Here is a 19,459-nt window from a genome sequence, read left to right on the forward strand (position 1 = left end):
GCGGCCGCTTGTGCTCCAGGCCGAAGCCGGTCGCCCGGTGCCGGCGCAGCTGCTCGACCTCGTGGAAGGACCCCTCGTCCAGGAGGAGGTCGATCCGCTCCCGTGCGGTCAGTTTGCCCTTGGCGTGCTGCGCCTCGGTGGCGGCGGGGACGCCGTCGAGGACGTCCTGTCGGATGCGGGTGAGTTCTGCGACCCGTTCGGCCATGGTCATGGGCGGCGGCTCCTTGCGGTTCAGCTGGTGCGGAGGGCGACGTAGTCGCAGAGGGCGAGCAGGGCGCGGCGGGCCGGGAGGGCGGGCAGGGCGCCCAGCGCGGTACGGGCCCGCTCCAGGCGGCGCTGCATCACGGCCTCGGCCTCGGCGAGGGCGGCGGAGCGCTCGAACAGCTCCAGGGCGCGCGGCAGGGCGGCGGGGGGGACCGGGCCGGCGGCGAGCAGGGCGCACAGTTCGGCGTCGTCGGGGTCCGTGCTCTCGCGGGCCAGGAGCACCGGCAGGCTGGCGACGCCGGCCAGCAGGTCCTTGCCGCGTTCCTTGCCGGTGACACCGGCCGGGGACTTCAGGTCGAGCAGGTCGTCGGCTATCTGGAAGGCGATGCCGAGCTGTTCGCCGTACTCGGTCAGGGCGGCGGCAGCGGGCGCGGGCGCACCGGCCTGTACGGCGCCGATCCCCAGGGACATGGCGAGCAGGGCCGCGGTCTTGCCGGCGGCCACGTGGAAGTAGTGGGTGACGGGGTCCTCGTCGGGGCCGGGGCCGGCCAGTTCCCGCAGCTGGCCGGCGACGAGGCGGCCGGCGGTGCGGGCGTTGAGGTGGACGGCGGCCGGGCCGAGGTCGGCGGCGAGCTGCGCGGCGCGGGCCAGCAGGAGGTCCCCGCCGAGCACCGCGGCGCGCTCGCCGAAGCGGGCGTGCACGCTGGGCACGCCGTGCCGGGTGGCGGCGCCGTCCATGACGTCGTCGTGGTAGAGGGAGGCGATGTGGACCAGTTCGGCGATGGTGGCCGCCTGGGTGACGCCGTCGGCCCAGGGGTCGCCGAACTCGGCGCCGAGCAGCACCAGCAGGGGGCGCAGGCGCTTGCCGCCGGCGTCGGCGAGGTGGCCGATGAGCGCGGCGACGCGCGGGTCGAGGGCTTCCTGGGCCGTGGCCTGGAGCCACTTCTCCGCGCGGGCCAGGGATTCCCGCATTCTGCTTTCGAACTCGGGTTCGCCCGGGGCGAGCCGGGCGATCAGCCGGGCGGCGGGAAGGTCCGTGGATACGGAAGTACCGGCCCCGTTGTTACTTCCAGCACCGACGGCTGCTTCCATGGGAAACCCCTTTGTGACCCTGGCGACCGTTGAATTCACAGGTATGCGTCCGGATCAGCCTCCGTCGTGGGGGCAGGACGGACAACAGCGCTGACATGAAAGTGCCAGTAGGGCGGCGCACCCCGGCCCACCAGGCAGTTGTCAACTTCCTGCCAACGTTGGGCCGGTGCGGACGGCGGATGATCACCGGCGCTTACGCTCCCTCCCGAAAACGGATGAGGGAAGGCTTGAGGAATTGCGTAATCGAAACGTGTTCGCCGCCGTACTGGCCGCTGCCGTGCTGTCCTTGACGGCCGTTCCGGCGTCGGCCACCGCCGCGCCGGCCGCCTCCGCCCCGGCGGCCGGGCAGGACTGCGGCGAGGTGCGGCTGACCGGGTCGCTGCCGGCGCCGCCGGCCGGCACGGCGGTGCAGCAGCAGATCACGATCGGCCCGGACTGCAAGCCGGTGCTGGGCGAGGTGCGGTTCGTGCCGGCCCCTCCGACCGGTGACGCCAAGGCGGCGAAGGCGCTGTCGGCCGCCGCCGCGCCCGCCGCCGCGGCGGACACCTCCCGCCAGTTCAAGAGCTGGAACGAGATGTTCGACTGCTGCAACATCCGGATGACCGGCCTGTACACCACCTCGCAGTGGACGACGGACGGCACCCGGATCACGGCCGCGTCGACCGACGTGACCCAGGGCTGGAACCGCGAGCCGTGGAACGCGGGCTGGAACCTCAAGTCCGCCACGCAGAACACCGACTGCACCGAGAACTGCGCCGCTTCGCGGACCGAGGCGCACGCCGACTTCACCTACAAGGGCATCTTCGACGTCACCGGCAGCTGGTACGCCAACACGCACCACTCGTACGTCGACCTGGCCGCCGACGGCACGGCCACCTGCCGCTTCGACGTCCAGCTGCGCCACAGCTTCATCGGGTGGAACTGGCAGCGCGGCTGCTCCTGACCCGCACGCGCGCTCCTGCGCGCGCGGCAGGCACACCCACCACGGCACGCACCGGGGCCGGGCCCGAGGGCCCGGCCCCGGTGCGTGTGCCGGTCAGTCCTCGCGGGGGGCGACCGTGATCAAGCGGGCCCAGCTGTCGTAGCGCCCGGGCTCGCCGACCAGCTCGCCCTCGGCCTCCACCCAGGCGTGGGCGGTGAACGGCGGTGCGACCCGTACGCCGACGCACCAGGTCGGCCACAGGCCCCGGCTGCGGCACAGCAGCACGACGGCGACCGACCTGGGAAGGCAGTTGCGCGGGCCGTTCATGGCCAGGCTGGACGCGAGGACCTCGGCGCGGGCGGTGCGCGCCGCGGCGGTGCTCGCCGGGGCCGCTCCCCGGCTCAGGTACCGCAGGACCTGCTGCAACCGGTGGGGCCTCAGCAGCACCAGCAGCCGGGCGGTGGCCACGAGGGCGCGGATCCACAACCGCCTGTGCAGCGCCGGCCCGGCACCCCGGGGCAGGGCGGTGGTCATGCTCATTCCTGGATCACCACCCCGGCGGCCCGCATGGCCGCGAGCAGGGCCTCCACGTCGGCGGCGGCGCGCGCGCCGTCCACGTCGAAGGCCTCGGTGAGGCGGGTGGCGGCCTCCGCGGAGCCGCCGCCGTCCAGCAGGGTGCGGGCGACGACCGCGGCGCTCGGGTTCAGCTGCCAGTACTCGCCGCTGCGGGCGTCCAGCAGCACGCTGCCGTACTCGGTGTCGGCGACGCTGAGGTGGGCGCGGTTGCGCAGTTTCATGTGGACCTCCCGGGGGATGCGGTGACGGCCCGGCGTGCGGTGCGCAGCCAGGACTCGCAGGCGAGGGTGGAGTAGAGGGCGTTGTCGGCGAGTTCGGGCGAACCGGGGGCCAGGCACAGCCGGCGCAGCCGGCCGGGGTCCACCAGCCCGGCCTCGGCCAGCGCGCTGTCCTCCCACAGCGCGGCCAGCTCCTCGCGGTGCCGGTGCAGGCCGGCGACGGCGTCCGGGGTCCCGTCGCCCTTGGTGCTGCGGGTCAGGTTCCGTTCCGGGACGATGCCGGTCATGGCCCGGGCCAGCAGCGGCTTGTACGCCCACGGGGTGGCGCGGTCCTCGGGGCGCACGCTCAGGGCCGCGTCGACGACGTGGTCGTCGAAGAAGGGGTGGGCGACGGGTACGCCGGCCTGCCGGGCGGCGTCGTCGTAGGCCCGGACGTCCTGGGTGCCGCTGTAGACGGCCGCGAGCTCGACGTGGCGGGCCCGGTCGGCCGCGTAGGGACGTACGGATCCGGCGGCGTCGGCCAGGACCCGTTCGGCGGTGTCGAGGCAGTCGGGCGTGAACCAGGGGGCCACCACCAGCGGGTGCATCCAGCCGAACCCGGGCCGGCTCAGCGAGAGCGAGCCGGAGGTGCGCACGGTCAGCCCGGCGAAGGCCTCCCGGTACCCGCGCCGGTCGGCCAGCTCGCGCAGCACCTCGCGTCGCGGCCAGGCGTAGAGGGTGCGGTAGCCGCGCAGCCGCGACAGGGCCAGCCAGGGCCTTCGGGTCAGCAGCGAGTGGTAGTGCACGGCGCCGCCGAAGAAGAGGTGGTCGCCGCCGATGCCGGTCAGGTGCAGCCGGGAGCCGCGTGCGGCCATGCGGGCGACCAGGGCGGTGGCCCGGTTCCGGCTGACGGCGAACGGCGAGGGCGCGTCCCAGCGGTCGCGGTCGTCGAGCACGCCGTCGTAGAACAGCGGAAGTTCGTGCTCACCGATCACGAGGTGCTCGGTGTCGGGCAGGGCGCGGGCGGCCAGGCGGGCCCAGTGGCCGTCCTCGTTCTCGGTCTCGTCGCCGGTGGAGGTGCAGGCGATCAGCCGCGTGTCTCGGAGCCGGCCGGCGGCGAGGAAGCAGATGGCGGTGGAGTCCATGCCGCCGGAGAGGTCGGCACTGATCAGGCCGCCGCCGGTGGTGCGGAGCGCCACGCCCGCCCGCAGGGCCTCACGTACCGCGGTGGCGCCTTCGGCCGCGCCGAGGTGGGGCTCGGGCGGTCGGTGCCAGCGGTGGGTGCGTGCGGTCCGGCCCTCGGTGACCACCAGGGCGGATCCGGGCGGTACGGCCTCGACCCCGTGCCACAGGGCGCGCTGGTCCAGGGGGGCGGGCACCGGGTGGAACAGGCGCAGCGCGAGCTGCGCGGTGTCGACCGGGGCGCCGAGCAGGGCGGCGAGCTCGGCGGCCCGGTCGGCCGCGACGACGACGGAGCCGGTGCGGCCGTGGAAGACCCGCCGGGTGCCGTACGCGGTGCCCTGGACCCGTAGGTGCCCGGCGACCGCGGCGACCACGTGGAACTGGCCGGGAAGGGATGCGGCCAGTGCGTCGAGGTCGGTGGGGGTGCGGACGGCGCGGGTACGGCGGGCCAGTTCGGCCTCGTCGGCGGCGTAGGAGCCGACGAGGGCGACGGCGTTGTCGCGGTGCCGGACGACCAGGGGGGAGGCGTCGGGCCAGTGGCCGACGATCCAGGGCCGTCCGGAGCCGTGCGGGACCACCCCGAGTCCGGGGCGGTCCGCGCACAGACGCCGGGCCACGGCCTCCGCGGCCTCGCAGTCGGAAAACGCGAAGAAGAAGGGCATGCCGTGACCTGACATCATTTCACTCCTGGGCGCGTGCGGCTCAGACCATCGCGTACGGCGTGAACCAGTCGTTGCCGCGCGGGCCCCAGAGGCCGGTCATCGTGCGGAACGAACCGGCGGCCGAGAACAGCGGCGCCTCGTAAACAGCCTTTTTGGCCATGGCGATTTCCTTTCGGTCGAAACACAATTTCCGATAACTTCCGGGAACTCCCGTGCATCAAAGTCGCTCTGGAAACACGAGGCGGACAACGGCGCTGTCAGGATCGTGCCAGGGGCACCGCGGCGGGGTGGCAGCCTGCTGACAGAGGGCCTGGGAAACGACTTCTGACAGCTTGTGGCCAATCGGGCGCGAGCGGTGTGACTTCCGCCGCCACGTCAAGAGTGATCACTGTCAACAAGCTGCCACCGACAAGGAACCGGCACCGTCCGGCTTTTTAAACTCCGGGAGGTTTCCCCCATCCAGACCTTTGAAGGAGTCTGCAATGTTCCGAGGGATTGGGCGGCTTGCCGTACGCCGCCCATGGCTCACGATCGCCGCCTGGATCGTCCTCACCGTGGCCACGGTGATGCTGGCTCCGAAACTGCCGTCGACGACCGATCAGGCGGAGTTCCTGCCGTCGAAGTACGAGACGGTGCAGGTCATGGAGGTGGAAGAGCGTGCTTTCCCGCGGGAGGAGCAGCCGGCTGCCACCATTGTCTTCAAACGGTCCGACGGCGGGAAGCTGGCCGAGTCGGATCAGGCCGTCGTCGCGAAGGTGGCCGCCGATCTGACGGCGAAGAACTACGCGGGCATCAAGCAGGTCGTGACCGGCCCGCCGATGCTGTCTCCCAACGGGGAGATCATGCTCGCCGCGGTGACCGCCACCTCGAAGAACGTCTTCACGCAGGAGATCTTCGACTCGGTCAAGCAGATGCGGCTCGACGCCCGGGAGCAGCTCGGGAACGGGCCGCTGTCGATGGGGATCACCGGCCAGGCGGCCTCCGCCGTGGACTCCATGGAGTCGGCCGGTGACACGGACTCCATGATCATGCTGGCCACGCTGGCCCTCATCGTCGTGCTGCTGCTGGCCATCTTCCGCAGCCCGCTGATCGCGCTGCTGCCGGTGGTCATCATCACGCTGGTCTTCGCCGTGGCCACGGGTCTGATCGCCACCGCGAGCAAGCTCGGTGGCCTCAAGGCGGACGCGTCGGTCTCCTCGATCCTCATCGTGGTGCTGTTCGGCGTGGGCACCGACTACATCCTGTTCCTGCTCTTCCGCTACCGCGAGCAGCTGCGGACCGGGGTGCCCGCGCGCCAGGCCATGGCGCAGGCGGTGGAGCGGGTCGGTGAGACCATCGCCTCCGCGGCCGGTGCGGTGATCGTGGCCTTCCTGGCGCTGCTGCTGTCCTCCATGGGCATGCTGCGGACCATGGGCCCCGCCCTGGCCATCTCCGTGGCGGTCACCGCGGTGGCCTCGCTGACCCTCGTCCCCGCGGTGTTCGCCCTGCTCGGCACGAAGGCCTTCTGGCCCTCCAAGGCGTGGCGGCGCGAGCCGAAGAACGCCCTGTCGCACCGTACGGCGAACCTGGTCGCGCGGCGCCCGGGCGTGGTCGCCGCGGTGTCCGCCGGCATCCTGGTCGCCCTGACCGTGGGCCTGTTCGGGTTCACGGCCGAGTACGACGCCAACAGCTCGCTGCCCAAGCACCTGGAGTCCGTCAAGGCGCAGGACGACCTGGCGCGCGGCTTCGCGGCGGGCGCCACCGAACCGACGCTGGTCTACCTGGAGGACCGGGACGGCAAGGCCATCCCGGAGGCGGCGCTGAAGGCGTTCGGTGAGCGCATCGGGCAGGTCGAGGGCGTGGGGCAGGTCTCCCCGCCGCGGGTGAGCCCGAACGGCTCCGTGGCCCAGTTCAGTGTGGTGCTCGACCACAAGCCGGCCGAGGACAAGGCGCTGGCCCTGGTCGAGGGCCCGCTGCGGGACACCGTGCACGCCGCCGCGCCCGAGGGCAGCCGGGGCCTGGTCGGCGGTTCGACCGCACTGCTCGCCGACATCCGGGACGCCGTCAACCGCGACTACGCCGTGGTGTTCCCCGCCGCCGGTGTCGCCATCATGATCATCCTCGGTCTGCTGCTGCGCAGCGCCGTGGCACCGTGGTACCTCATGGCCGCGGTGGGTCTGGGCTTCAGCGCCACCCTCGGCGCGACGGTGGTGCTCTTCCAGAAGGTGCAGGGCCAGCACGGCCTGCTGTTCATGCTGCCGGTGATGGTCTACCTGTTCGTGGTGGCCATCGGCACCGACTACAACATCCTGATGGTCGCCCGGCTCCGCGAGGAGGCGGGCCGGGGCAAGGAGCCCAAGGAGGCCACCCGGCTCGCCGTGGCCCACTCGATGCCGACCGTCGCCACGGCCGGCATCATCCTGGCCGGCACCTTCGCCGTACTGATGCTGGCGCAGAACTCCATGCTCCAGCAGATGGGCTTCGCCGTCTCCTTCGGCATCCTGCTGACCGCGTTCGTGATGGCGGTGCTCCTGGTGCCGGCGGTCACCGCGCTGCTCGGCCACCGCGCCTGGCTGCCCGGCCGTCCCCGGGCCTCGGCGCCGGAGTCCGGCGCGGAGGTGGCGGGTCCCGGGGCGCCGGCCACCGGCGGACCGGTCGCGGCCGGGGCGGACGCACGGGAGGCGGAGCGCGCGCCGGCCGGCAGCAAGTGAGCGCGGGCCCGCCGGGCGCACGCCCGGCGGGCCGTACGGGGGATCCGGGCGCGGGCCCGGACCCCCACCCCTTCGAGGTTGGCGTGCCGTCGTCGGCACGCCAACCGCTGTTTGCCACGAGACCAGTTGTGGGCGGTACGCAATGCATACGATCAGCCAGGTGAAACCAGTCGTCATCATCCTGACCGCCGTCGCCACCATCGTCCTCGGACTCGTCGTCATGGCGTGGGTGGCCCGCAGACTGCTGGGCCTGCGGATCGGAAAGCTGCGGGCACTGCTCACCGGCTGCGTGGGCCTTCTGACCGCAGGAGTGGTCAGCGCCGCCATGGGACCGAAGGCGGGCAACACCCCGCTGGTGAGCGTCCAGTTGGGCAGTGCCCTGCTGGCCGCCATGATCTTTCTCGCGCTTTCGGAGGCCATGGTTCCCAGCGGGTCGCTGCGCGCCGTGCTGCGGGTGCCGGGCTCCCTGCGCCGCCGGATGATCCGGGGCCGCCGCTACACCCAGCTGAGCCGGATCGTGGTCCGCCACGGGCTGGGCCGGTTCCTCGGCGGCAAGGCCCGGCGCGGCACGGCCGAGGCACGGGACCAGGCGGCGCTGGCCCGCTCGCTGCGCATGGCGCTGGAGGAGGCAGGGGCGACCTTCGTCAAGCTGGGACAGGTCCTCTCGGCCCGCTACGACCTGCTCCCCGACGTGTTCATCGACGAACTCAGCTCCCTGCAGCACGAGGTGACGCCCGAGCCCTGGCCCGAGGTGCGCGAGGTGCTGACGCAGGAGCTGGGCGCGGCGCCGGAGGACGTCTTCGCCGAGTTCGACCCGGAGCCCCTGGCGGCCGGCTCGATGGCCCAGGTGCACCGCGCCCGGCTGCGCGACGGACAGGTGGTGGCGGTCAAGGTCCAGCGGCCGGGCGCCCGCCAGGTGGTGGAGCGGGACCTGGACATCCTCTTCCGGATCAGTGCCAAGCTGGAGGAGCACACCGAGTGGGGGCGCAGCATGGGCGCCGTCGAGCTGGTCCAGGGCTTCGCCACCTCGCTGGAGGAGGAGCTCGACTTCCGTACGGAGGCTCGCAACACACTGGTGGTGGCCGCTACGACCGCCGCCGCGGGCCGCGCGGGGAGCCGGGCCGCCGACGCGGACGCGCAGGGCGACGACCCGGCGGCCGGGGCGGCGGGCGGGTCCGCCGCGAGCGGCGCGGGCAGCGGGGTCAAGATGCCCACGATCCACCAGGAACTGAGCACGGCGCGGGTACTGGTGGTGGAGTGGCTGGACGGGGTCACCCTCAACCGGGCCGACCGGGTCATCGACGAGCGCGGCCTGGACCGCGCGGCGCTGGCTCGCGAGCTGCTGGCCTGCCTGCTGGGCCAGATCATGTCGGGCGGTGTCTTCCACGCCGATCCGCACCCGGGCAACATCCTGATCCTCGACGACGGACGCATCGGCCTGCTGGACTTCGGCTCGGTGGGCCGGATCGACCAGGTGCTCCGCTCCAGCCTGCGCAACCTGCTGCTGGCCATCGACCGCAGCGATCCGGTGGCGCTGTCCGACGCGCTGCTGGAGCTGGTGGACCGCCCCGAGGAGATCGACGAGGAGCGGCTCAAGCGCGCGCTGGGCCGGTTCATGGCCCGGCACCTGACCCCGGGCACCCGGCCGGACCGCGAGATGTTCGCCGACCTCTTCCTGCTGGTCGCCCGCTACGGGCTGACCGTGCCGCCGGAGATCGCGGCCGCGTTCCGGGCCCTGGCCACGGTCGAGGGATCCCTGGACCGGCTGGTGCCCGGCTTCGACATCATCGCCGAGGCGCGCTCGTTCGCCGCCGACGAGGTCACCCGTCGGCTCACCCCGCCGCACCTGACCCGGTCCCTGGCGGGTGAGGCGCTGGCCGTCCTGCCCATGCTGCGCCGGCTGCCGCGGCGCGTGGAGCGGATCACCAACGCGCTGGAGCACGGCCGGCTGAGCATCAACGTGCGGCTGCTCGCGGACGAGCGCGACCGCCGGTTCGTGCGCGGGATCGTCCGGGACGTGCTGCTGGCCTTCATCGGCGGGATGACGGGGGTGCTCGGGGTGATGCTGCTGTCGACCGAGGGCGGTCCGCAGCTGTCCGGCACCCTGCGGCTGTACGAGTTCCTCGGCTACAACCTGCTCCTGGTCAGCTCGGTGCTGGTGCTGCGGGTGCTGTTCACCGTCACCAAGTCCGAGCGCTGACCGTACGGGGGCGCGCCCCCGCGAAGACACCTCGGCCCGCCGGTGCAGCACCGGCGGGCCGAGGCGCGGGAGGGTGTCAGGGCCCCCGTCAGCGGGCGACCGCGGTGCGGTAGACGCGGCCGGACATCGGGATCACCAGGGCGAGCACCGCTCCGATGAGCACCAGCGACACCAGGACCGGGTGCTCGGCGGGCAGACCGGTGCCGGCACCGACCGTGGGGTTGCCGAACAGGTCGCGGCAGGCGGTGACGACCGAGCTGATCGGGTTCCACTCGGCGATGGTGCGCAGCCAGGACGGCAGGCCGTCCAGCGGCACGAACGCGTTGGAGAGGAACATCATCGGCATCATCGCCATGAAGGCGAGCGCGTTGACCGCCTCGGTGCTGCGCAGCGCCAGTCCGAGCAGCGCCCCGAGCCACGACATGGTGAACCCGAGCAGGAGCAGCAGGGCGAACGCGCCCAGCGCGGACAGCAGTCCGTTGTGGATGCGCCAGCCGATCAGATAGCCGACCCCGGCCATCAGGGCGCAGGACCAGGCGGCGAGCGCCATGTCCGCCGTGGTCCGGCCGATCAGCACGGCGGAGCGCGAGATCGGCAGGGAGCGGAACCGGTCGACGAGGCCGTTGCTGAGGTCGCTGACCACGCCGAGGGCGGTGGTGGAGACGTTCGACATCATCACCTGGATGAAGATGCCCGCCATGATGTATTCCTCGTAGCTGCTGCCCTCCACCTTCATGGCGCTGCCGAAGAGCAGGCCGAAGATGACCACGAAGGCGATCGGCATCAGGGTGACGCTGAGCAGCTGCTCGGGGATGCGCAGGATGTGCCGGAAGTGCCGGCCCACGAGGGCCCTGGTGTCGCTGAGTGCCTCGATCATGCGGCCTGCTTCTCCTTCTCGTGCTCCTGCTCGTGCGCCGGCTTCTCCTGCGGCTCGGCCGTCCGGCCCGTCAGCGTCACGAAGACGTCGTCCAGCGAGGGCCGTCGGACGGCGAACTCGGCGATGTCGATGCCCAGGCCCTCCACGGCGCGGGCCGCGGCCGCGACGTCGCCCATGCCGCCGGTGAGCGGGACGGAGACGGTACGGCCGTTGTCGGCGACCACCGGCGCGGACACGCTGCCCGCGGCAAGGGCCGAGACGACCAGCGGGGTGTGGTCGGCCAGGGCCGGTGCGACCTCCAGGCGCTCGCCGCCGACCTTCTGCTTCAGCTCGTCGGCGGTGCCCTCCGCGATCACCTTGCCGGCGTCGATGACGACGATCCGGTCGGCCAGCATGTCGGCCTCTTCCAGGTACTGCGTGGTCAGCAGCACGGTGACGCCCCGGTCGACCTGTTCGCGGATCATGCCCCAGAGCATCAGGCGGCTGGTGGGGTCCAGGCCGGTGGTCGGCTCGTCGAGGAAGAGCACCGGCGGGTCGACCAGCAGGCTCGCGGCGAGGTCGAGCCGGCGGCGCATGCCACCGGAGTAGGTGCGCACGACGCGGTCGCCGGCGTCGGTGAGCGCGAAGCGCTCCAGCAGTTCCTCGGCCTTGCCGCGGACGTTGCGCCGACCCAGGTGGAGCAGGGTGCCGATCAGGTGCAGGTTCTCCCGGCCGGTCAGGCGCTCGTCGAGCGCCGCGTACTGGCCGGTCAGACCGATCCGGCGGCGTACCTCCTTGGGCTTGCGCACCGCGTCGAAGCCTGCCACCCGGGCGGTGCCCGCGTCGGGCGTCAGCAGGGTGGACAGGATGCGGACGGTGGTCGTCTTGCCCGCGCCGTTGGGTCCGAGCAGACCGAGGACCGTGCCCTCGGGCACGGCGAGGTCGACCCCGCGCAGTGCCTGATGCGTCTTGTAGTTCTTGACGAGGCCTTCGGCCTCGATGGCGTTCGTCACCTGTCCCACCTCACCGGGGAAACCTCGGGACCGTCCATGCGGATCCCTGTCAGTCGGTCCTGGGTGCCCGCGGCCTGCGCTGGAGGTACCAGGCCGAGACGACCAGTGAGACCCCCCAGATCAGAAAGACGGGATACCAGTAGTAATTCCAAAGGCTGGTCGCCTTTGCCACTTCGGCGCTGGGCTCGACCCGTCCGGTGGCGATGAAGAACCTCAAGTACCCGTATCCGAGGCCCCACAGGCCGAGAGCCAGGCCGGCCGGCCAGGCCGGGACGAGCAGGAGCCAGCGGGGAAACAGCCGGCCCCACGGCTGGAAGAGCGCGAGGGCGAAGAATGCGGCACCGACCGAGGCCAGTCCCATTCCCCAGAAGCCCACGGCCCGCTGCCAGGCGACGTCCGGGATCGTGTCCGGCGAGCCCGGGTACCCGTACATGATTCCCAGGCCCCACCAGGCGTGCGGCAGGCCGTAGGCCAGGGCTCCGGCGGCCGCCAGCCAGCCGGCCGTGCGCTCCGCGCCGGACACCGGGACGGCGTCCGCCCGTAGTGCTCGGACTTTCGCCCGGATCCCCTGTGACTTCGGCTGGGCGTCGGCTCCCACAATTCCTCCTGCGGCTCGAACTCCGTTCCCAGCGAGCATAGTTGACGAATTTCACCGCCATTGCCCGAGGCCTTGACGGTCCGGCTGGAAACGTACGGGCAAACTTCCGAGTCCGTTCAGGAAGTTGGAGAAAACGGGCTGGACGGGCGCGCTGGTCCTTTCCACGTGGACGACGGCCGTGCGCAGCGCGTCGAGCATCGCATTGATCTCGACGCGGCCCAGATAGGCCCCGAGGCAGAAATGGGGCCCGTATCCGAAGGACACGTGCTTGTTCGGAGTACGTCCGAGATCGAACACCTCGGGACGGTCGAAAACGAGTTCGTCGCGATTGGCGGAGGTGTTCCACAGCGTCACGATGTCGCCCTCGGCGATCGTCTCGCCGCCGATCTCGACGTCGGTCAGGGCACGGCGGCCGAAATGCATCGCCGGACTGGTCCAGCGCAGCACCTCCTCCACGGCGCTCTCCACCGTCACCTCGCGCTCGCGCAGGCGGCGCCACTGCTCCGGGTGCTCCATGAGGGCCACCAGGCTGCCGATCATCGACAGCCGGCTGGTCTCGTCGCCGCCGAGGATGAGGCTGTAGCAGTTGAGGACGATCTCGTCCTCGGACAGCGGCTTGCCGTCGACCTCGCCGGTGGCCAGGACGCTGATGACGTCGTCCACCGGGTCGGCCCGGCGGGCCTCCGCCAGCTCCGAGAAGTACATCAGGATCTCGTTGCGGGCCAGCCAGGCGTCCTGCGCGCTCTGGTCGGCGCTGTCCGAGCTGAGCGCCTGCTTGTTGAGGCCGAGCAGGAAGGTCCGGTCGGCCTCGGGCACGCCCAGCAGGTCGCAGATGGTGCTGATGGGGATGTGCTCGGCCACGTCCTTGGCGAAGTCCGCCTCGCCGCGCTCCACCGCCTCGGCGAGCAGCCGGCGCGTGCGCTGCACGACCTGCTCCGAGATGTGCGAGAGGGCGCGCGGCGAGAAGGACTTCAGCATCAGCTTGCGGATGGCCGCGTGGCGCGGGCCGTCGGTGACGGCCAGCATCTTGCCCGCCGCCGAGTCGCTCCCGTACAGCAGTGTGGCCAGGACGTTGCCCCGCTCGGAGTGGAAGCGGTCGTCGTCCTTGTAGACCGCCATCACGTCCGCGTACCGGGACAGCACCCAGAACGCCGGTCCTGCCTCGGTCTCCGGGTGACGGTGCACCGGCCGCTCCGCGCGGAACCGGCGCCACATCGCGTGGATGTCCGTCTCCTGGTAGGTGCGCGGGTCGGTGAGGTCGAAGGAGTCCAGCTCCATGGCCTCGACGTCGCGCACCGGGCTCTGTGTGGCTGTGGTCACTGCTTTTCTCCAGCGTCGTACGGGGGCGGCAACGTCGGGCTGCGGTACGGCGGAGTTACCTGAGCTCGCGGAAGCGGGCGGCCAGCGCCTGCCCGATCAGGGCGATCGGTCCGGGCTGGGTGAGCTCGTTGTGACCGCAGTCGATCACCTGCGCGTCGATCCGGCCCGTGACATAGGGGCGCCAGGCGTCCACCATGGCCTCCGGGTCCTCGTGGTCGCGGCCGGCGACGGTCACGAGCACATCGGCACGCAGTACCCCCAGCTTGCCCGGCGCGTACGGGTGGATGATGCGCTGTGACATGTTGGTGCCAACCCTGGCCAATGCCTCGATGCGGTGCTCCTCCAGACCGGCCAGCGCGCTGTCACCCCCGCGCAGGACCTCCATGACGTCCGCGTACCGCAGGGGCCTCGGCCACTGGGAGTGGTCGTGCCCGCCGAGGTCGAGCAGGGTGGTGAGCACGTCCTGGGCGTCGTAGCTGAGGTCCGCGTGTTCCTCGGAGCGGATGTCGGGGTCGGTGTCGAGGATCGCCAGCACCGCCACGGTCTCGCCGGCGGCCTCCAGCCGGGTGGCGATCATGTGGCCGAGGATGCCGCCGAGCGACCAGCCGGCCAGGTGGTACGGGCCCTGCGGCTGGACCTTGCGGATCTCGGCGAGGTAGTCCTCGGCCATCTCCTCGATGGAGGCGGGCAGTTCCTCGTCCCGGGCCAGACCGCGGGCCTGCAGGCCGTACAGCGGGCGGTCGGGCCCGATGTGCCGCATCAGACCGGAGTAGCCCCAGCTGATGCCGGCGCCCGGGTGGATGCAGAACAGCGGCGGGCGGCTGCCGTGCCGGCGCAGGGGCAGCAGGACGTCGAAGGGGTCGTGCTCCTCCTCACCGGCGGCCAGCTCCGCGGCCAGGCCCGCCACCGTCGGGTTCTCCAGCAGGCTGCGGACCGACAGGCGCACACCGAAGGCGGCGCGCACGCGGCTGATGAGCCGGGTGGCGAGCAGCGAATGGCCGCCGAGGTCGAAGAAGTTGTCGTCGATGCCGGCCCGGGGCAGCGAGAGCACCTCCGCGAACAGGCCGCACAGCACCTCTTCCTGGGGGGTGCGGGGCGCCCCGGTGCCGGCGACGGCGGTGACCTCCGGATCTGGCAGGTTCTTGCGGTCGAGCTTGCCGTTGGGCGTGAGCGGCAGCTCGTCCAGGACGACGACCGCCGCCGGCACCATGTAGTCGGGCAGCAGGCCGGCCAGTTCGGCGCGCAGCGCGGCCGGGTCCGGGTGGGCGTCCCCGGCGGGGGTCACGTAGCCGAGCAGGCGGGGGCTGCCGTCGGCGGCCTCGCGGACGACGACCACGGCCCGGTCCACGCCCTCGCGGGCCGCCAGCACGCTCTCGATCTCGCCGGGTTCGATGCGGAAGCCGCGCAGCTTGATCTGCGCGTCGGCGCGGCCCAGGTACTCCAGCTGGCCGTCCTCGGACCAGCGGACCAGGTCGCCGGTGCGGTACATGCGCTCGCCGGGCCCGCCGAACGGGTTCGCCACGAACCGGTCGGCCGTGAGGTCGGGGCGGCCGAGGTAGCCGCGGGCCACTCCCGCCCCGGCGACGTACAGCTCGCCCGGCACGCCGGGCGGCACCGGGCGCAGCGTGGTGCCCAGGACGTGGAGGGTGGTCCCGGGCAGCGGCCGGCCGATCGGCGGGGCGTCGGCGCCGGCCGTGAGCGGGTCGGAGAAGGTGGCCGCGACCGTGGCCTCGGTGGGGCCGTAGGCGTTGACCATGCGGCGTCCCTCGGACCAGCGGGCCACCAGCTCGGGGCCGGTCGCGTCGCCGCCGACCACCAGGGACCGGAAGGCGGGCAGTTCGGCCGCGGGCACGGTGGCGAGCGCCGCCGGCGGGATCAGGGCGTGCGAGACCTGCCACTCGGCCAGCGCCTCGGCGAGCGCCTCGTCGGCGAGCGGGCCGGCCGGGGGCACGACCAGTGCGGCGCCGGCCGTCAGGCTCATGCACAGTTCGAGCACGGAGGCGTCGAAGCTGGGTGAGGAGAACTGCAGGACGCGGCTGTCCGCGTCCACCGCGAAGCCCTCGGCGCAGGCCTCGGCGAAGGCGGCCAGTCCGGTGTGCGGCACCACGACGCCCTTGGGCCGGCCGGTCGAACCGGAGGTGTAGATGACGTAGGCGGGGTGGCGCACGTCGAGCGGCGCGGTGCGGTCGGTGTCGGTGAGGTCACCGGCCGGGCGGTCCGCGACGGAGGCCGCGACCGCGGGATCGTCCAGGCGCAGCACGGGCGCGCCGACGGCCGGCAGGTCAGTCCCGGTGAGGGTGACCACGAGCCCGGGGCGGGCGTCCTGCAGCATGTACGCGATGCGGTCGGCCGGGTAGCCGGGGTCCACCGGAAGGTAGGCGGCGCCGGCCTTGAGCACGGCGAGCCGGGCCACCACGATCTCCACGGACTTGGGCAGCACCAGCGCCACCACGGTCTCGGGGCCCGCGCCCCGGGCCGCCAGTTCCCGGGCCAGCCGGTTGGCCCGGGCGTTGAGGTCGGCGTAGTCGATCTCCCCGGTCTCCGCCGCGACCGCGGTCGCGGCGGGGGAGGCGGCCGCCCGGGCCTCGAACAGCGCGGGAAGTGTAAGGGGCTCGGGCGCGGTGCGCCCGGCCGACCAGCGGGCGATGCGCTCCCGCTCGGGACCGGTCAGGACGTCCAGCCGGCCCACGGGACGCTCGGGGTCCTCGACGACCAGGCGGAGCAGGTGCTCCAGCCGGGTGCCGAGGGCCTCGATCGTCTCCTGCGCGAACAGGTCGGGGCGGTAGCTCAGCCGCAGGTGCAGCCGCGGCCCGGGGACCGCCGCCAGGCTGAACGGGTAGTGGTTGGCGTCCTGTCCGTCGAGTCCGACCACCCGCATCGCGTCCGGGTCGGTCCTCTCCTCGGCGAGGGCGGTGGGGTCGACGGGGTAGTTCTCGGTGACGGTGAGCGTGTCGAACAGCTCGCCGATGCCGTCCTTCCAGCCGCCGAGCTGCTGCACGTCGGAGAGGCTGAGGTGCTGGTGGTTCATCAGCCCGGCCTGCTGCTTCTGGTGCCGGGCGAGCAGGCCGATCAGCGACTCGGCCGGGTCGAGGCGGACCCGGACCGGGAGGGTGTTGATGAACAGGCCGATCATGTTCTCGACGCCGGGGATCTCCGGCGGGCGGCCGGAGACGGTGCCGCCGAAGACGACGTCGTCGCGGCCGGTGAGCCGGCCCAGCAGGATGCCCCAGGCCCCCTGGAGCAGGGTGTTCACGGTCAGTCCGTGCCGCCGCGCCTGGGCCATCAGCTCGCCGGTGAAGTCCTCGGGCAGGTCCAGGGTGTGGTGGCGGGGCCGCACCGGCCGGCGGGCCGGGTCCTCCGGCGCGAGCAGGGTGGGCTCGCCGGCCCCCTCCAGTACGTCGCGCCAGGCGCGCTCGCCCTCGGCCCGGTCCTGACGGGCCACCCACGCCAGGTACTCGCGGTACGGCGTGACGCGGGGCAGCGAGGAGTCGTCGCCGCGCTCCTTGTAGAGCGTGAGCAGCTCGCTGACCAGCAGCGGGGTGGACCAGCCGTCGAGCAGGATGTGGTGGTTGCTCACCAGCAGCCGGTGCTCGCGCTCGCCGAGCCGGATCAGGGTGAAGCGGACCAGCGGCGGGCGGGCCAGGTCGAACTTGCGGGTGCGGTCCTCGGCGACGACCCGCTCCAGCTCGGCCGCCCGCTCCTGGGGGTCGAGGCCGGTCAGGTCCACCTCGGCGTACGGCACGGGCACCCGGCGCCGGACGACCTGCACGGGGCGCTCCAGGCCCTCGTGGCGGAAGCCGGTGCGCAGGGTGGTGTGCCGCTCGACGAGCTTGGCGACGGCCGTGCGCAGCACGTCCCCGTCGACGCGCCCGGCCAGTTCGAGGCCGAGCTGCACGGTGTAGATGTCCAGTCCCTGCTCGTCGAGCAGGGCGTGGAACAGCAGGCCTTCCTGCAGGGGGGAAAGCGGCAGGACGTCTTCGAGCCCCGGCTTGGTCGTCATCAGATCTCCCACTCGTCGTCAAAGTCCTCAAGGCCGTCGATCTCGTGCTGGTTCAGCGAGACCAGCGGCAGGTCGGACGGGGTGTGGCCGCCGGCGGCCGGGCTGCCGGCGTGTTCGGCGAGGGCGCGCAGCGCGGCGAACCAGCCCTCGCCCAGGGCGCGGACCTGTTCCTCGGTCAGCAGCCCGTCCGCCCAGGTCCAGGTGGCCACCAGCCGGGGCCCGTCGGGGCCGTCCTGGGTGAGCGAGTTGACCTCCAGCGGGTGCGGCAGCGGCATCGCGTCGTCGGCGCCACCGCCGAGTCCGCCCGCCTCGGGTGCCGCCTCCCAGTCCCGGCCCGCCGGGCCTTCGTCCGCGGCGCCCGCGCTTCCCATCCGGCCCAGGTAGTTGAAGCCGATCTGGGGGTGCGCGTGGGCGGCCAGGACGGTCTCGGTGCGCGGGTTGAGGTAGCGCAGCAGGCCGTAGCCGACGCCGTTGTCGGGGATGGCCCGCAGCTGCTCCTTGACCTGCTTGAGCGCCTCGCCGAGGCGGGCCCCCGAGAGGTGGTCCCGGTCGAGCCGGCCGGCCGTCAGCCGGACCGGGTAGAGGCTGGTGAACCAGCCCACGGTCCGGGAGAGGTCGGCCCCCTCGACGATGTCCTCACGGCCGTGGCCCTCGAGGTCGATCAGGACTCCGGCACCGGTGCGGCCGAGACCGCGCTGCCAGTCGGCGGCCGCCAGGGCGAAGCCGGTCAGCAGCACGTCGTTGGCGTTGGCGTGGTACGCCGCGGCCACCGTGGTGAGAAGCGGCGCGGTGTGCTCGGGCTCCAGGGCCAGGGTGAGCGTGCGCGCGGTGCCGCGGGTGTCCACGGCCGGGTCCAGGGGACGTCCGCCGAGCGGGGCCTCCGGCCGGCCCAGGACGCCGGTCCACAGGGCCAGCTCCTCGACCCGCTCGGGCTTTCTGGCCTCCTCGGCCAGCCGGTTCGCCCAGGTCCGGAACGAGGTCGGGACCGGGTCGAGCGCCGGCACGTCGCCGTCGCCGGCCCGCTGCCAGGCCTCGGCGAGGTCGGGCAGCAGGATCCGCCAGGAGACTCCGTCGACCACCAGGTGGTGGGCGACGAGGAGCAGCCGTCCGGGGCGGTCCGGGCCGGCGTCGAACCAGACCGCCTGCACCATCACGCCGTCCTCGGGAGCGAGTCGGTCCCAGGCCGCCTCGGCGTGCTCGCCGACGGCCTCGGCCACGCCCTGCGCGTCCTCGGCGGTCAGCGGCACCCGGGTCACGACGGAGCGTGCCGTGACGGCGCCGCGCTCCGGCACGGTCAGGGTCCAGCCGTCCGCGTCCTTGCCCAGGCGCATCCGCAGGACGTCGTGCCGGTCCAGCAGGGCCTGCACGGCGCGCAGCAGCCGCTCCTCGTCCGCGCCGGCGGGCACCTGGATCAGCATGGACTGGTTGAACCGGTCCACGGGGCCGCCCTGTTCGGCGAGCCAGCGGATGATCGGGGTGGCGGGGACTTCGCCGATGCCGGCGTCCTCGTCCTCGTGGACCGCTTCGGCGACGGTTCCGGCGACCGCCGCCAGCGCCTCCACCGTCTTGTGCTCGAAGACGTCGCGCGGGGTGAACAGCAGTCCCGCCTTGCGGGCGCGGGAGACGAGCTGGATGGAGACGATGCTGTCGCCGCCCAGGTCGAAGAACCCGTCGTCCGCACCGACCTCGGGCAGGCCGAGCACCTCGGCGAAGAGCGCGCACAGCTGCTCCTCGACCGCGGTGCGCGGGGCCCGGCCGGCGGTCGCGGCCGCCTCGGGGGCGGGCAGGGCCTTGCGGTCCAGCTTGCCGTTGGCGGTCAGCGGCAGGGCGTCCAGGGCGACGAACGCGGCGGGCACCATGTACGACGGCAGGACGGCCGCCAGGTGGTCGCGCAGCGCCGCGCTCGCGGGCGCGGTCCGCCCGGCGTTCGGCACGAGGTAGCCCACG

General features: G+C 72.9%; 15 protein-coding genes. 3 read left to right on the top strand and 12 right to left on the bottom strand.

Annotation, left to right across the window (positions count from 1 at the left end):
- Positions 1 to 211, bottom strand: a 211-nt coding sequence (locus LG632_RS22740) for a carboxyl transferase domain-containing protein (RefSeq protein ID WP_308108952.1), incomplete at its 3' end; no start/stop codon positions are given.
- Between the two features lie 20 nt (positions 212 to 231).
- Positions 232 to 1,296 carry a polyprenyl synthetase family protein gene (locus LG632_RS22745; protein ID WP_226729282.1) on the bottom strand — a complete coding sequence of 355 codons (1,065 nt, stop codon included), beginning with the start codon at positions 1,294 to 1,296 and terminating at the stop codon, positions 232 to 234.
- Positions 1,297 to 1,531: 235 nt separating this feature from the next.
- Here LG632_RS22745 and LG632_RS22750 point away from each other — a divergent pair, with 235 nt between their 5' ends.
- The gene (locus tag LG632_RS22750; protein WP_226729283.1) at positions 1,532 to 2,239 is read left to right on the top strand and encodes a hypothetical protein; all 708 of its coding nucleotides are present in this window, start codon (positions 1,532 to 1,534) and stop codon (positions 2,237 to 2,239) included.
- Between the two features lie 93 nt (positions 2,240 to 2,332).
- Here LG632_RS22750 and LG632_RS22755 read toward each other — a convergent pair whose 3' ends face one another.
- From LG632_RS22755 to LG632_RS22770, 4 genes are read right to left on the bottom strand one after another with little or no spacing between them, the layout of a single operon-like run.
- Positions 2,333 to 2,752 carry a lasso peptide biosynthesis B2 protein gene (locus LG632_RS22755; protein ID WP_308108955.1) on the bottom strand — a complete coding sequence of 140 codons (420 nt, stop codon included), beginning with the start codon at positions 2,750 to 2,752 and terminating at the stop codon, positions 2,333 to 2,335.
- 2 nt (positions 2,753 to 2,754) lie between these two features.
- Positions 2,755 to 3,015: a lasso peptide biosynthesis PqqD family chaperone gene (locus LG632_RS22760; RefSeq protein ID WP_226729285.1), complete on the bottom strand. Its 261-nt coding sequence runs from the start codon at positions 3,013 to 3,015 to the stop codon at positions 2,755 to 2,757.
- Positions 3,012 to 4,835: an asparagine synthase-related protein gene (locus LG632_RS22765; protein ID WP_226729286.1), complete on the bottom strand. Its 1,824-nt coding sequence runs from the start codon at positions 4,833 to 4,835 to the stop codon at positions 3,012 to 3,014. Before LG632_RS22765 ends, LG632_RS22760 begins: the two co-directional genes overlap by 4 nt.
- Before the next feature lie 40 nt (positions 4,836 to 4,875).
- Positions 4,876 to 4,995: a keywimysin-related RiPP gene (locus LG632_RS22770; protein WP_226729287.1), complete on the bottom strand. Its 120-nt coding sequence runs from the start codon at positions 4,993 to 4,995 to the stop codon at positions 4,876 to 4,878.
- Between the two features lie 322 nt (positions 4,996 to 5,317).
- Here LG632_RS22770 and LG632_RS22775 point away from each other — a divergent pair, with 322 nt between their 5' ends.
- Both LG632_RS22775 and LG632_RS22780 read left to right on the top strand, forming a co-directional pair.
- Positions 5,318 to 7,525, top strand: coding sequence for an MMPL family transporter (locus tag LG632_RS22775; protein WP_226729288.1), 2,208 nt, complete (start codon positions 5,318 to 5,320; stop codon positions 7,523 to 7,525).
- Between the two features lie 160 nt (positions 7,526 to 7,685).
- Positions 7,686 to 9,725, top strand: coding sequence for an ABC1 kinase family protein (locus tag LG632_RS22780; protein ID WP_308108957.1), 2,040 nt, complete (start codon positions 7,686 to 7,688; stop codon positions 9,723 to 9,725).
- Between the two features lie 88 nt (positions 9,726 to 9,813).
- Here the strand turns inward: LG632_RS22780 and LG632_RS22785 are convergent, their stop codons facing one another.
- The 6 genes from LG632_RS22785 to LG632_RS22810 form a co-directional block, all read right to left on the bottom strand.
- Positions 9,814 to 10,602, bottom strand: a complete 789-nt coding sequence (locus tag LG632_RS22785) for an ABC transporter permease (protein WP_226729289.1) — start codon at positions 10,600 to 10,602, stop codon at positions 9,814 to 9,816.
- A complete protein-coding gene (locus LG632_RS22790; protein WP_226729290.1) occupies positions 10,599 to 11,594 on the bottom strand; it encodes an ATP-binding cassette domain-containing protein in 996 nt (331 codons plus the stop codon). The genes LG632_RS22785 and LG632_RS22790 overlap by 4 nt, the downstream gene beginning before the upstream one ends.
- Positions 11,595 to 11,643: 49 nt before the next feature.
- Positions 11,644 to 12,117, bottom strand: a complete 474-nt coding sequence (locus tag LG632_RS22795; RefSeq protein ID WP_226729291.1) for a DUF3995 domain-containing protein — start codon at positions 12,115 to 12,117, stop codon at positions 11,644 to 11,646.
- A gap of 126 nt (positions 12,118 to 12,243) precedes the next feature.
- A complete protein-coding gene (locus LG632_RS22800) occupies positions 12,244 to 13,512 on the bottom strand; it encodes a cytochrome P450 (protein ID WP_374203548.1) in 1,269 nt (422 codons plus the stop codon).
- Positions 13,513 to 13,567: 55 nt separating this feature from the next.
- A complete protein-coding gene (locus tag LG632_RS22805; protein WP_226729292.1) occupies positions 13,568 to 17,512 on the bottom strand; it encodes a non-ribosomal peptide synthetase in 3,945 nt (1,314 codons plus the stop codon).
- A partial coding sequence (locus LG632_RS22810; protein WP_226729293.1) for a condensation domain-containing protein occupies positions 17,512 to 19,459 on the bottom strand: 1,948 nt, incomplete at its 5' end. The genes LG632_RS22805 and LG632_RS22810, both read right to left, overlap by 1 nt.

It is taken from the genome of Streptomyces antimicrobicus, assembly GCF_020532625.1.
GTDB lineage: Bacteria > Actinomycetota > Actinomycetes > Streptomycetales > Streptomycetaceae > Streptomyces > Streptomyces antimicrobicus.